This window comes from Curtobacterium sp. TXMA1 (genome assembly GCF_020162095.1).
Lineage (GTDB): Bacteria > Actinomycetota > Actinomycetes > Actinomycetales > Microbacteriaceae > Curtobacterium.
In genome coordinates this window covers 1,423,449-1,436,316 of the sequence record NZ_CP083910.1, presented here as the reverse complement: position 1 = coordinate 1,436,316, position 12,868 = coordinate 1,423,449, and the positions used below count along the sequence as shown (strand labels likewise).

The following is a 12,868-nucleotide window of genomic DNA, read 5'->3' as shown; positions in this document are numbered from 1 at the left end:
GCATCCGCAGGGCGGGCCTCCGTCGTCCCCGTGGCCCACCTCCCGCACCACGTCCGCCCCCGCCTTCGGCCGCTTCCGGTTGCACGACATGCCGCTCACCTTCGTCTCCGACGGCATGTCCTGCGACCCGGACGTCCGCCGGCGGCTTGTCGTGCGACTGCAGGGGCAGCGGCAGGCGCCGTCCGTCGTGCCGGCGATCCGCAGCACGACGGACGCCGCCGGCTCCGGAGGGAGCGGGCGGCGTCCGAGGTGGTGCGGAGGAAGCGGGTACGGTCAACCGACGCGGTGCAGCCAGACGACCGGGTTGCCCTCGGCGGCCTGCCGGAAGGGCTCGAGCTCGTCGTCCCAGGCCTGCCCGAGGGCGAGCCGGAGCTCACGGTGGAGTTCGAGGGCGTTGCTGCCGGCGACCTCCATGGCGTAGCGCACGCGGTCCTCGGGAACGACCATGTTGCCGGAGACGTCCGTCTGCGCGAAGAAGACGCCGAGGTCGGGCGTGTGCATCCATCGGCCGCCGTCGGACTGCGCCGTGGGCTCCTCGGTGACCTCGTAGCGCAGGTGCTCCCAGCCGCGCAGGGCAGAGGCGATCGCCGCGCCGGTGCCGACCTGCCCGGTCCACGTGAACTCCGTCCGACGGGAACCGTCGAGCGCGGGCTGGTCGAGCCACGAGAAGTTCACGGCGCGGCTCATCGCGCGACCTGCTGCCCATTCGACGTGCGGGCAGAGCGCGCGTGGTGAGGAGTGCACGTAGAGCACTCCTGTCGTCGTTCCGTTCACGATTCCTCCGCTTCGTCAGGTGCGACTTCCCCATCGACCTGTGGTGCGGAGTCCCGTAGCGGAACCATCGGTATCAGATTGTGATGTCCCTGCGGACACGCCCATTATGCAGCGTCCGCGCTGGGAACGCCACACCCGTCGGGCACCGGGCGGAGACGAGGTCAGTGCAGCACGGCTCCGGTGGTGTCGACCGGGTGCCGCTCCCCCGCGGTCACGGAGACCGGGATCCGGTTCTCCTCCGGCGGGACCGGGCAGGCGTACTGGTACGAGAACGCGCACGGCGGCAGCACGAGCCACTCCCAGTCGAGGGTGACGTCGGCGGCGCCGTCCGGCTCGTCGAGGTACAGGAAGCGGCCCATCGAGTACGAGCTGCCGGGGTCGTCCTCCGGCAGGGCGCTGGTGCCGTCCTGCACGATGAGCTGCAGCCGCGGACGGCCGTGGAACGGCGCGGACCGGACCGCGGTGAGACGCACCGTGACGCCGTCGACGGTGGTCGTGATCGTGCCCGCGATCGGCAGGGCGTCGCCGGCGGCGTCGGTGAGGTGACCGGGTGCCTCCAGGCCGGACCGCGGTTCGTACCTGCCGGTCGTGACCCACCCCTCCGGACTCGGGGCGAATCGCGCGATCCGGGCGAAGCGGGAGACCGCGTCGGACGCCGGGTCCCAGACCCGGAGCACCTGGTCGTCGATCGTCCGGCCGTGCACCGTCCCGGCGAGTCCGTCGGCGAAGGCGACCGTCGAGGGCACCACTGCGGTGTCACCGGCGACCAGCACCGTGCCGTCCACCGGGACACCGTCGACGACGACGCCGTCCGACACGGCGGCGGTGACCGTGAGCCCGCCCGGAGCCGGTGCCCACTGCCCCGCGACCGGCCACACCGGCTGCGGCCGGTCGACGTGCTGCGCGTTCACCAGGGCGAGCGGGCCGCGGGCGCTCCTGGCCCAGGCGTCCCGCGCGGCGACGTGCTCGGCGAGGTCGGTCACGACTGCTCCTGGCGCGGGTAGATGACCTTCTGCACGATGATGATCACCGAGGCGGCGACCGGCACGGCGACCAGCGCACCGAGGACCCCGCCGATCGTGCCGCCGGCGACCGCGGCGATGACCACGAGGGCACCGGGGACCTGTACCGCCCGCGACATGATGCGCGGGGAGATGAGGTACGCCTCGACCTGCATGTAGACGAGGTAGTAGATCGCGGCCGCGAGCGCGGTGGCCGGCGAGGCGAACAGGCAGAGCAGCGAGATGACGACCGCGGCGGCCAGGGTGCCGACCAGCGGGATGAGCGAGCCGAGGAACGCGAAGGTCGCCAGCAGCACCGGCAGCGGCGCGCCGATCACGAGCAGGAACACCAGGCTGAGGATGCCGTTGATGAGCGCCTGGCTGATCTGCCCGACGACGTACCGCCCCACGGCCTGGGTGATCTGCTCGCTGACGTCGACGAAGTTCTGCCGACGGGTCGCCGGGACGAAGCGGTACGCCATCGACTTCAGGCCCCGCATCGAGGCCAGGAAGTACAGCATCAGGATGATGACGATCACGGCGCCGGTCAGTCCGGACAGGATGCCGCTGCCGACCGCCAGGATGCCGCCGCCGAGGCTCAGGAGGTTGCCCGGGTCCTCGACGAAGGACTGCAGCGACTGCAGTGCGTGGTCCACGTCGAACGCACCCGCGAACTGCTGCGACAGGTCCTGGAACCACTCCTGCCGCGAGATGTCCTGGATGATCTCCGGGAAGTTCTGGACGAGGTTCGTCGCCTGCTGGATGAGGATCGGGACGACCGCGAACACCACGCCGGCGAAGGCGGAGAGCACCCCGACGACGACGATGGTGATCGCCGCCCACCGCGGGATGAAGCGCTCGAGGAAGGAGACCAGCGGGTCGATGCCGAGCGACAGGAAGAGCGCGACGCCGATGTAGACCAGGACCGTGCTGAGCTGCTGGACGATCACGCCGGCGAGCAGGGCGATGAGCACGCCGAGGGCGCCCATGAAGCCGATGCGGAAGGCGTTGACGCGCACGCCCGTGCCGACCCGGGTGGCCTCGAACGTCACGTTCGGGGTCGGCGCGTGGTCGTCGGGGGTGTCTCGTCGTCGGGGCAGGTGCACGGGCGGGCCAGCCTTTCTGGACTGCTCGGTAGGGCGGGCGGGACTTGAACCCGCGATCGTTCGGTTATGAGCCGAGTGCCTTGACCAGCTTGGCTACCGCCCCTCGTCGGGGACCGTCAGGCCACCGGCTCCCCACGATACAGCGACTCGAACGTCGCGAGCGTCCGGTTGATGTCGTGTGCCTCGATCATGGTCAGGCTGCGCTCCCGCATCGCCTGGTAGTCGCTCTCCGACGCCTGCAGCACCTGCGTGAGCTTCGCCGCGAGGTCCTGCACGTCGCCCGGGGTGAACAGGTACCCGTTGCCGTCGATCAGGTGCGGCAGCGCCATCGAGTCCGCGGCGACGACCGGCAGCCCTGACGCCATCGCCTCGAGCGACGAGATGCTCTGCAGCTCCGCGGTCGAGGGCATCGCGAACACGGTGCCGTTCGTCAGTGCCTGGCGCTTGGCCTCGTCCGAGACGAACCCGGCGAACCGGACGCGGTCGGTGAGCCCGAGTTCCTGCACGAGCGTCTTCAGCTTCGGGATCATCTCGCCGCCGCCGACGATGGTGAGCGTCGCGTGGAGTTCCGCCGGCAGCAGCGGGAGCGCCCGGACGAGCACGTCGAGGTTCTTCTCCGGGGCGACACGACCGACGAAGACGATGTCGTTGCCGGCGGGCCGCCCGATCCGGGCCGTGTAGCGCGAGGCGTCGAGACCGCAGGAGATCGCGAGCACCCGCTGTCCGGCGATGGCGTGCCGGAGGTAGTCGGCGGCCAGGACGGTCGGGGTGGTGATGGCGTCGGCCAGCCGGTAGGTCTTCGCGGCGTCGTTCCACGCGATCTTCAGCGCGATCGGCAGGGTCCGGCGGCCGAACGGCACGTACTCGAGCAGGTTCTCCGGCATGAAGTGGTTCGTCGCCACGATGCGGATGCCGCGCTCGTGGGCCTCGTGCGCGATCCCGCGGCCGATCACGATGTGCGACTGGATGTGCAGGACGTCCGGCTGCACGGCGTCGAGGATCGGGGCGGTCCACTTGCGGACGCTCCACGGCCACACGAACCGCAGCCAGGCGTGCCACGGCCACTTGTAGGACTTGAGACGGTGCACGGTGAGCACGACCCCGCGGTGCTCCTCGTCGAAGGTACCGTGGTGGGCGCTCGACGCGGGGGCGACGACGTGGACCTCGTGCCCGCGCTCCGCGAGCCCGACGGCGAGCTGCTCGGCGAAGGTTGCGGCGCCGTTGACGTCGGGCGGGAAGGTGTCCGCCGCGATCATGACGCGCAGCGGTCGGGACCCGCCCGTCGCACCCGTCGACTCGGCGGTGGCGGTGGTGGCGTCCTCTGACACGGCTGGCATCGTCCTCTCGTGGGCGGTTGCTGGTCGGGCCTCGACGGTACCGCACGGGCCCGAGGGCACGCGTCAGCCTCGCGGACGACCCCCGGAGCCGACGACGGACGCCGCCGGTGGGCACCGGCCGCGATCCGACCGGACGCCGACGGCGAGCACCGACCTCGAGCGGACGAGGCGCCGACCGCGATCAACGACCGCGAGCACCGATCGCGTGCGCCGTCAGCGCCGCGTCTCGGGGTGGTGCTTCGCCAGCAGGAACACCCCGGTGATGGCGATCACCGCGGCGACCAGGAACCCGACCACCGCGATCCACGGCGCGCCGGCCGCCTCGCCGAGCACGATCACGCCGATGCCCACCGCCACGATCGGGTCGATGACCGTGAGTCCGGCGATCACCAGGTCGGCCGACCCGCTCGAGTACGCGTTCTGCACGAAGTACCCGCCGAGCGCGGCCGCCACGACGACGCCGACGATCGCGATCGCGGTCGACCAGTCGAACGTGCCGTGCAGGAAGCGGTTCAGCACCACCTTGGCCAGCGTCGCGACGAACCCGTAGAGCACCCCCGCCCCGACGATGTAGTACATGGCGCTCGCCCGCTTCGCCGCGAAGCGGAACGACAGGAGCACGGCCACGAGCACGACCGCCAGGACCACCAGGATCGTGACGAGCTGCTGGTGCGTGATCGCGCTCTCGCGACCGACCACCGCGGCGATGCCGACGAAGATGCCGACGCCGATGATGCAGGTCCAGACGGCCCGACGCGCCTGCTGCCCGAGCGGGACGCCCGACGAGCGCGACGAGAACCACGTCGTGATGACGAGCGCGACGGCGCCGAGCGGCTGCACGACGATGAGCGGGGCGTTGGTGATGCTGATGAGCTGGAGCACGACGGCGAGCCCGAGCATGAGCGTGCCGAGCACCCACCAGCCGCTGCCGAGCAGTCCGAGGACGTGCCGCACCGACAGGCCCTTCGACTGCCGGCCGAGCCGGGCCTCGACGCGCTGCACCCCGCGGCTCTGGAACTGCGCCCCGAGCGACAGGAAGACGGCGCCGACGAGCGCGACGGGGATCATCAGGGCCTGGAACGGCGTCAGGTTGACCGCGTCCGGGATCGGGAGGTCCGTCGTCACGCGATGAGGCTACCGGTCCTGGCCGGATAACCTGGGTGAATGCCCGTACTCCCCATCCGCATCACCGGCGAACCCGTCCTCCACGAGCGCGCGACCGAGGTCACCGCGTTCGACGACGACCTCCGCTCCCTGGTGCAGGACATGTACGAGACGATGGACCTCGCCCCCGGGGTCGGCCTCGCGGGCCCGCAGGTGGGGGTCGGCAAGCGCCTGTTCGTGTACTCGTGGACCGACGACGACGAGGTCCTGCACCGCGGGGTCGCCGTGAACCCGGTGCTCTGGACCACCCCGCCGGTCCCGGAGTCGGTCGAGGAGCTCGACGAGGACGAGGAGTCCGAGGGCTGCCTCTCGATCCCGGGTGAGCGCTTCCCGCTCCGCCGCGCCGAGGGCGTCCTGCTCCGCGCGGTCGACGAGCACGGCGAGCCCTTCGAGATCGAGGCGCACGGGTGGCTCGCCCGCGTCTTCCAGCACGAGTACGACCACCTCGACGGCACCCTGTACGCGGACCGGCTCGTGCACCCGTACGGCAAGCAGGTCGCGAAGGCGATCCGGAAGAACAGCTGGGGCGGGCCGGGCAGGTCCTGGCTGCCCGGGCGCGACCACCCCGAGGGCTGACGGAGCGGCGTCCCGCGCTCGGAGCCGCGTTCCGCGCACGGAGTCCAGCCGACGACGACGCAGCCGGCCTGGAGGCGCGGCTCAGCCCCGGTAGGCCGTCAACGCGTCCTGCAGACGGTCTCGGTCCGGGTGCCCGGGGCAGTACGCGACGAGTCCGGCTGCCAGGTCCGCCTGCTCCGGCGTGGAGACGCTGTCACGCCACGGCGACGCCCCGCGCTCCGCGCAGGTCGCCGCGAGCTCCTCGAGCGTCGCGGCGCCGTCGGTCGCCCGCACGGCGGCACGCTGCTGCGCGGACATCTCCGTGCCGGTGATGCGCTCGGCGCGGCAGTCGGCGCGCTCGGCCTCCCACACGGCGGCGTAGGTGGTGTACGTCTCGGCCGTGCCGTCGGGATCGTCGCTCGGTTCGTCGCCCGAGTCGGTGCTGCCGTCCGCGGCGCCGCTGCACACGAACGCGAAGACGATCGGGGCGCTGCCCGTCGCCGAGACCTCGGACCGGGCGGCGGTGTCGAGCGAGTCCTCCGGCTCGGGCTGCCCGGTGGTGCAGGCGGTGAGCCCCGCCGCTCCGAGGACGACGACCACCGCGGCGAGGGCTCGGCGCACGGTGATCACCTGTGAACGCTAACAGCTTCCGCCCGGACGGCGCCTGCGAGCCAGCCGGAACCCGAACGGGCCCCTAACGCCGACGGAGCCGCGCTGACGGAATCGCGCTGAAACGCGAGAGGCCCCCACCCGGAGGGTGAGGGCCGTTCTGCTCCCCGAGTTGGACTCGAACCAACAACCTGCCGGTTAACAGCCGGCTGCTCTGCCAATTGAGCTATCGAGGATCACTGTCCGCTGGCGAATGTCTTGCGAACAACGGGTAACAGCATAGCAGCACCCCGAGCCCGCTCCGCGCATCGGCCACGCATCCCGGGCGTGCCGCGCTGACGCGCCGCCGGCGTTCCCGCGCGCGGGTGCCGATCAGTACCCGGCGGCCGGGTCCACGACGCCGACGAACCCGTCGCCGGATCCGCCGAGGAAGGCCCTGGCGTTGGTGCGGACGCGCTCGGCCAGCAGCGGCGCCACCATGTCCGGGGTGTCCGCCTGGTGCGGCGTGATGATCGCGCCCGGCTCGTCCCACAGCGGGTGGCCGTCCGGTAGTGGCTCCGGGTCGGTCACGTCGAGACCTGCGGCGGCGATCGTGCCCTCGCGCAGCGCCGTGACGAGTGCGTCGGTGTCGACCAGTCCCCCGCGCGCGATGTTCACCAGGCGCGCCGACGGCTTCATGAGACCGAAGCGACGGGCGTCGAACAGCTTCGCGGTGCCCGAGGTCATCGCCGCCGCGACCACGACGACGTCGGCGTCGGGCAGGACCTCGTCGAGCGCGTCGGTCGTGACGGTGCGCTCGGCGCCGGGGACCGGGTCGTCCGAGCGCCGGACGACGGTGACGGACACCTCGAACGGTGCGACGAGCCGGAGGTACTCGAGCGCGATCCCGCCGGCACCGATGACGACGACGTTCCGCCCGTAGAGCGACACGCCCTCGGGCTCGGTCGCCCACGAGGTCGCACGAGCGCGCTGCTGCAGCACCCGCAGCGTCGCCAGCGTCAGCGCGAGGGCGTGCTCGGCGACCGGCTCGGCGTACGCACCCTTGGCCGACGTGAAGAGGACCCGGTCGCCGTGCTCCTGGATCAGGTGCGCGAACGCGTCGACCCCGGCGAACGGCAGCTGGACCCAGCCGACACCAGGAGCCTCGGCCAGCGCAGCCTCGAGCCCGTCGGGGTCGCGCGCGTCGAGCCAGACGATCCCCCGCGTGTCCGCACCGAGGTCGCCGACCGTTCCGCCGGCGTCCCGCACGGCGTCCGCGTGCAGGTCGGCCGCCGTCGGGAGGATCGCGACGGGTCCGGCCTCGGGCGGTTCGACGGGCAGCGGCGCGCCGGCGTCCGTGACGACCGCACGGTGCCCTCGGCTGCTCGCCGTGTCCGGTGCGCTGGTGGTGCTCATGCGTTCTCCTGACGCTCGGTGCGGGGGCCGGTACCGGCGCCGACCGGGCGACGGGGTGCGGACGAGCGGCGCGGTGCGCCGGTGGCGGCGGTGCGGCGCTTCACGGGGCGCGAGGCCGTCGCGGCGAGCGTCTGCACGTACGGGTCGACGGGGTTGTCGAGGACCTCGTCGAAGGTGCCGAGGCCGACGAGACGGCTCTCGGCGAGCACGCCGACACGGTCCGCGAGCGCCCGGGCCTCGCGGAGGTCGCTCGACACCACGACGGCCGAGAACTGCCGGCCGCGCTGCAGGTTGGTCAGTGCCTCGAGCACCGACTGGCGGACCAGGACGTCGACGCCACGAGCGGGTTCGTCGGCGACGAGGAGCTGCGGCTCGAGGATCAGGGCACGTGCGAGGGCGACGCGCTGCCGCTGGCCGCTCGACAGCTCCCAGGTGTTGAGCCGCATGATGCCGAGGGGCAGGTGCACGGCGTCGACGAGCCGCGCGACCATGAGACCGGCTTCTCGGCGGTCGAACCGCCGGTCGCGGACGTAGATCGGTTCGGCGATCGCCTCGCCGACGGTCAGGTCGGGACTCAACCGGTCGGCGGCGTCCTGCGGCAGGTAGCCGATCCGGCCGGTCAGCCGCTGCGCCTTCCGCGACGAGGGACGGAGTCCACGGACGTGCTGCCCGAGTACGGTGAGCTCGCCGCCGACGATCTGCCGACGGTGCGCGCCCTCGCCCTCGCCGGTCGCACCGAGCTGGCCGGCGACCGCGGCGGCGAAGGTGCTCTTGCCGGACCCGGACTCACCGATGAGCGCGAGGATCTCGCCCTGACGGACGGTCAGGCTGACCCCGTCGACCGCGCGGATCGGCTCCGAGCCGCGCACGCCCCGGTACTCGATCGAGACGTCGTCTGCGACGACCGCCGGGCCGTTCACCGCGATCATGGGTCCCCTTCCACGCCGCCCCCTGGCGGCGGCCTGCGCGACGGACCGGTGTCGCGTCGTCTGTGGTGCCGTGGAGGTGACCGGCCTGGAGGCGCGGCGTGCGTCGACGACGCGGGTCGCGCCTCCAGGCTGGTCTCGCGTCGGGTCAGGACCCGGCGTTCTCCAGTTCCACAAGCGTACGCCGTCGCTCCGCCTGTTCCGCCGGGTCCGGGACCGGCAGCGACGCGAGCAGGCGCTGCGTGTAGGGGTGCTGCGGCGCGCCGAGGACCTCGGCCGTGGTGCCCGTCTCCACCAGGTCGCCGCGGTAGAGCACCGCGATGCGGTCGGACAGCGCGCCGACGACGGCGAGGTCGTGGCTGATGAACAGGGACGCGAAGCCGAGGTCCTGCTGCAGCTCGAGGAAGAGCTCCAGCACGCGGGCCTGCACCGACACGTCGAGCGCACTGGTCGGCTCGTCGGCGATGAGCAGCTTGGGCCGGAGGGCGATCGAGCGGGCGAGCGACGCACGCTGCCGCTGACCACCCGACAGCTCGTGCGGGTACCGGTCGCCGTACGACGACGGCAGCTGCACCATCTCGAGCAGCTCGCCGACACGCTTCCGGGCGGCGCGCGGGTTCGACACCTCGCCGTGCACGACGAGCGGCTCGGCGACGCACTCGGCGATCGTCAGCAGCGGGTTGAACGAGGTCGCCGGGTCCTGGAAGACGAACCCGATGTCCTTGCGGTGCCGCTTGAAGTCCCGCTCGCGGTACCCGAGCATCTCCGTGCCGAGGACGTTCAGCGAGCCCCCGGTGATGCGGGTGAGGCCCGCGATCGCCCGACCGATGGTGGTCTTGCCGGAGCCCGACTCCCCCACCAGCCCGAGGACCTCGCCCGGTCGGATGTCGAGGTCGACGCCCTTCACGGCCTTGAACGCGTGCGCACCGAGGCGTCCGGGGTACTCGATCTCGAGCCCCTTCGCGCTGACGAGCGGTTCGACGTCGGTCGCGATCGCGGCACGGCGGGCGGCGCCGGTCGACGCCTCGAGCCGGGGCACCGCGGCGAGCAGGCGCTTCGTGTAGTCGGCCTGCGGGGCGGCGAAGAGCTGCGCGACCGGTGCCTCCTCGACCACCTCGCCCTGGTACATCACGGCGACCCGGTCCGCCAGGTCGGCCACCACGCCCATGTTGTGCGTGATGATGACGATCGCCGCGCCGAACTCGTCGCGGCACCGGCGGAGCAGGTCGAGGATCTCCGCCTGCACCGTCACGTCGAGGGCCGTGGTGGGCTCGTCGGCGATGATGACGCTCGGCTCGAGGGCCAGTGCACTCGCGATGACCACGCGCTGCTTCTGCCCGCCGGAGAACTGGTGCGGGTAGTGGTCGACGCGTGTCTCGGGGTCGGGGATGCCGACGCGGCGCAGGTAGTCGATCGCCTTGGCGCGGGCCTCCTTCTTCGAGACGCCGCCGTGCGCACGGAGGCCCTCGGCGATCTGCCACCCGACGGTGAAGACCGGGTTGAGCGCGGTCGACGGCTCCTGGAAGACCATCGCGCCGGCGGTGCCGCGGAGCTCGCGGAGCTTCGCTGCGCCGACGCTGACGACGTCGGTGCCGTCGAGGTACACCGCACCGCCGAGGGTCGCCGTCTCGGGCATCAGTCGGAGCATGCTCCGGGCCGTGACGGACTTGCCGGAACCGGACTCGCCGACCAGGGCGAGGACCTCGCCCGGACGGACGTCGAGGCTGACGCCCTTCACGGCGTCGACCGCGCCGTTGTCGGTGGCGAACGTGACGGTCAGGTCGTCGACGACCGCGACCGGCCGGCCCTGCTGGTCGTTCGTTGCGTCGGTCATGCCGTCGCCCCTTCCGTGCTGGCGGCCTGCTTGCGGGACACCAGCTGCTTCAGTCGCCGACGCGCACGGAGGCGCGGGTCGGAGATGTCGTTGAGGCTCTCACCGATGAAGGTCACACCGAGCACGAGCACCACGATGGCGACACCCGGGAAGACACCGGTCCACCAGACACCCGAGGCGACGTCCGACAGCGCGCGGCTGAGGTCGTAGCCCCACTCGGCGCCGCTGGTCGGACCGATGCCGAAGCCGAGGAAGCCGAGGCCGGCGAGGGTCAGGATCGCGTCGCTGGCGTTGAGCGTCAGGATGAGCGGCAGGCTGCGGGTGGAGTTGCGGAGCACGTGCCGGGTCATGATGCGCCAGGGGTTGGTGCCGATGACCCGGGCGGACTCGACGAACGCCTCGTTCTTCAGGCGGACGGCCTCGGCGCGGACGACCCGGAAGTACTGCGGTACGTACACGACCGTGATCGAGATCGCCGCGGCGATGATGCCACCGGAGTAGCTCGAGTTGCCGCCCGAGATGACGATGGACACGACGATCGCGAGCAGCAGCGACGGGAACGCGTAGATCGCGTCCGCGACCACGACGAGGATCCGGTCGAGCCACCCGCCGATGTACCCGGACACCATGCCGAGGATCACGCCGATGGTGATCGACACGACCACGGCGACGATGACCACGAGGACCGCGGTGCGTGCGCCGAACACGACGCGGCTGAAGACGTCGAAGCCGCCCACCGTCGTGCCCCAGACGTGCTCGGGGCTCGGCGGCGAGGTGCGCGGGAAGCCCTGGCCGTCGGCACCCTGCAGCTGGCCGAAGCCGTACGGGGCGATGAGCGGCGCGGCGATCGCGACGACGAGGTACAGGGCGCAGATGACCACGCCGGTGATGAGCATGGCGCGCTGCCAGCCGGTGCTCCTGCGGAGCTGGACCACCACGGGGAGCCGCTTCCAGAGCGGCTCGTGGCGGTCGACGAGCGAGGTGTCGGCCATCGCTAGAACCTCACTCTCGGGTCGATGAGCGCCGCGACGACGTCGACGATGAAGTTCGTCACCGCGACGATCACCGCGAGCATCGCGACGATGCCCTGGACCGCGACGAAGTCGCGGGCCGACAGGTACTGGTTGAGCTCGAAGCCGAGCCCGCGCCAGCCGAAGGTGGTCTCGGTGAGGACCGACCCACCCAGCAGCATGGCGATCTGCAGGCCCATCACGGTGATGATCGGGACCAGCGCCGGACGGAAGGCGTGGGTCCGGACGAGCCGCGCCTCCCGGACGCCCCGTGAGCGCGCCGCGTCGACGTACTCGGAGCCGAGCGAACCGATCATGTTGGCGCGCACCAGCCGCAGGAAGATGCCGGCGGTGAGCAGGCCGAGCGTCAGCGCAGGCAGGACGGCGTGCGACAGCACGTCGCCGATGACCTGCGCGTTGCCGGTGCGGAGCGCGTCGATGATGTAGATGCCGGACGCGCCGGGGATGTTGTCGAGGATGAGCGAGACCCGGGTCGACGCACGGTCGCCGAGCGGGAGCCAGCCGAGCCAGACCGAGAAGACGAGCTTGAGCAGCAGGCCGCCGAAGAACACCGGCGTCGCGTACGTCAGGATCGCCAGCGCGCGGAACAGCACGTCGGGCCACTTGTCGCGGACGTACGCTGCGAGCATGCCGAGCGGGATGCCGAGCACGAGCGCGACGATGAGCGCGTAGAAGACGAGCTCGGCGGTCGCACCGCCGTACGTGACGATGATCTCGGTGATCGGCCGGTTGTCGGTCGACGTCGTGCCGAAGTCACCACGGACGATGTTGCCGAGGTACTCGAGGTACTGCACGATCACCGGGCGGTCGTACCCGGCGGCGTGCAGGCGCTCCTGCAGCTGCGTCGGGGTGAGCCGCCCACCGACGGATGCGGTGATCGGGTTGCCGATGACGCGCATCAGGAAGAAGACGAGGGTCACCAGGATGAAGACCGTCGGGAAGATGAGGAGGAAGCGGACCAGGATGTACCGGCCGAGTCCGCCGCCCTGCCCGCGGGCACGTCGCTGTGCCTGGGGCTTGGTGGGGTCGGTGGCCAGCTCCGGTGTCGCCTCGGGGGTGCTGAGGGTCACGGGGACGGGTGCCTTTCGGTGCCGTTCGGGACGCGGTCACGGGGGCGCTCCTCGTGGGAACGCCCC

General features: G+C 71.8%; 12 protein-coding genes and 2 tRNA genes. 1 reads left to right on the top strand and 13 read right to left on the bottom strand.

Annotated elements, in window-relative coordinates:
* Positions 1–273: 273 nt before the first annotated feature.
* From LCG91_RS06790 to LCG91_RS06765, 6 genes are all read right to left on the bottom strand, one after another.
* Entirely contained in the window at positions 274–753 is a 480-nt protein-coding gene (locus LCG91_RS06790; protein ID WP_224443108.1) for a DUF3145 domain-containing protein, read from the bottom strand.
* A gap of 182 nt (positions 754–935) precedes the next feature.
* A complete protein-coding gene (locus LCG91_RS06785) occupies positions 936–1,757 on the bottom strand; it encodes a DUF1684 domain-containing protein (RefSeq protein ID WP_224442905.1) in 822 nt (273 codons plus the stop codon).
* Entirely contained in the window at positions 1,754–2,881 is a 1,128-nt protein-coding gene (locus LCG91_RS06780) for an AI-2E family transporter (RefSeq protein ID WP_318010453.1), read from the bottom strand. Before LCG91_RS06780 ends, LCG91_RS06785 begins: the two co-directional genes overlap by 4 nt.
* Before the next feature lie 29 nt (positions 2,882–2,910).
* Positions 2,911–2,984, bottom strand: a tRNA-Ile gene (locus tag LCG91_RS06775).
* Between the two features lie 13 nt (positions 2,985–2,997).
* The gene (locus LCG91_RS06770) at positions 2,998–4,218 is read right to left on the bottom strand and encodes a glycosyltransferase (protein WP_167346597.1); all 1,221 of its coding nucleotides are present in this window, start codon (positions 4,216–4,218) and stop codon (positions 2,998–3,000) included.
* Between the two features lie 213 nt (positions 4,219–4,431).
* Entirely contained in the window at positions 4,432–5,343 is a 912-nt protein-coding gene (locus tag LCG91_RS06765) for a multidrug DMT transporter permease (protein ID WP_209442903.1), read from the bottom strand.
* A 39-nt stretch (positions 5,344–5,382) separates the two neighbouring features.
* Here LCG91_RS06765 and def point away from each other — a divergent pair, with 39 nt between their 5' ends.
* Positions 5,383–5,958 (top strand): peptide deformylase, encoded by a 576-nt coding sequence (gene def, locus LCG91_RS06760; RefSeq protein ID WP_058729426.1) that lies wholly within the window; start codon positions 5,383–5,385, stop codon positions 5,956–5,958.
* An 81-nt stretch (positions 5,959–6,039) separates the two neighbouring features.
* Here def and LCG91_RS06755 read toward each other — a convergent pair whose 3' ends face one another.
* The 7 genes from LCG91_RS06755 to LCG91_RS06725 all read right to left on the bottom strand — a co-directional run bounded on the left by LCG91_RS06755 (position 6,040) and on the right by LCG91_RS06725 (position 12,802).
* Positions 6,040–6,567: a hypothetical protein gene (locus LCG91_RS06755; RefSeq protein ID WP_224442904.1), complete on the bottom strand. Its 528-nt coding sequence runs from the start codon at positions 6,565–6,567 to the stop codon at positions 6,040–6,042.
* A gap of 142 nt (positions 6,568–6,709) precedes the next feature.
* A tRNA-Asn gene (locus LCG91_RS06750) sits at positions 6,710–6,782 on the bottom strand.
* Between the two features lie 136 nt (positions 6,783–6,918).
* Positions 6,919–7,941 (bottom strand): D-isomer specific 2-hydroxyacid dehydrogenase family protein, encoded by a 1,023-nt coding sequence (locus LCG91_RS06745; protein WP_224442903.1) that lies wholly within the window; start codon positions 7,939–7,941, stop codon positions 6,919–6,921.
* On the bottom strand, positions 7,938–8,870 hold the full coding sequence (locus tag LCG91_RS06740) for an ATP-binding cassette domain-containing protein (RefSeq protein ID WP_224442902.1): 933 nt from the start codon (positions 8,868–8,870) through the stop codon (positions 7,938–7,940). The genes LCG91_RS06745 and LCG91_RS06740 overlap by 4 nt, the downstream gene beginning before the upstream one ends.
* 145 nt (positions 8,871–9,015) lie before the next feature.
* Positions 9,016–10,701: an ABC transporter ATP-binding protein gene (locus LCG91_RS06735; protein WP_058729424.1), complete on the bottom strand. Its 1,686-nt coding sequence runs from the start codon at positions 10,699–10,701 to the stop codon at positions 9,016–9,018.
* Entirely contained in the window at positions 10,698–11,693 is a 996-nt protein-coding gene (locus LCG91_RS06730; protein ID WP_224442901.1) for an ABC transporter permease, read from the bottom strand. Before LCG91_RS06730 ends, LCG91_RS06735 begins: the two co-directional genes overlap by 4 nt.
* A 2-nt stretch (positions 11,694–11,695) precedes the next feature.
* Positions 11,696–12,802 (bottom strand): ABC transporter permease, encoded by a 1,107-nt coding sequence (locus LCG91_RS06725; protein ID WP_137767101.1) that lies wholly within the window; start codon positions 12,800–12,802, stop codon positions 11,696–11,698.
* Positions 12,803–12,868: the final 66 nt, after the last annotated feature.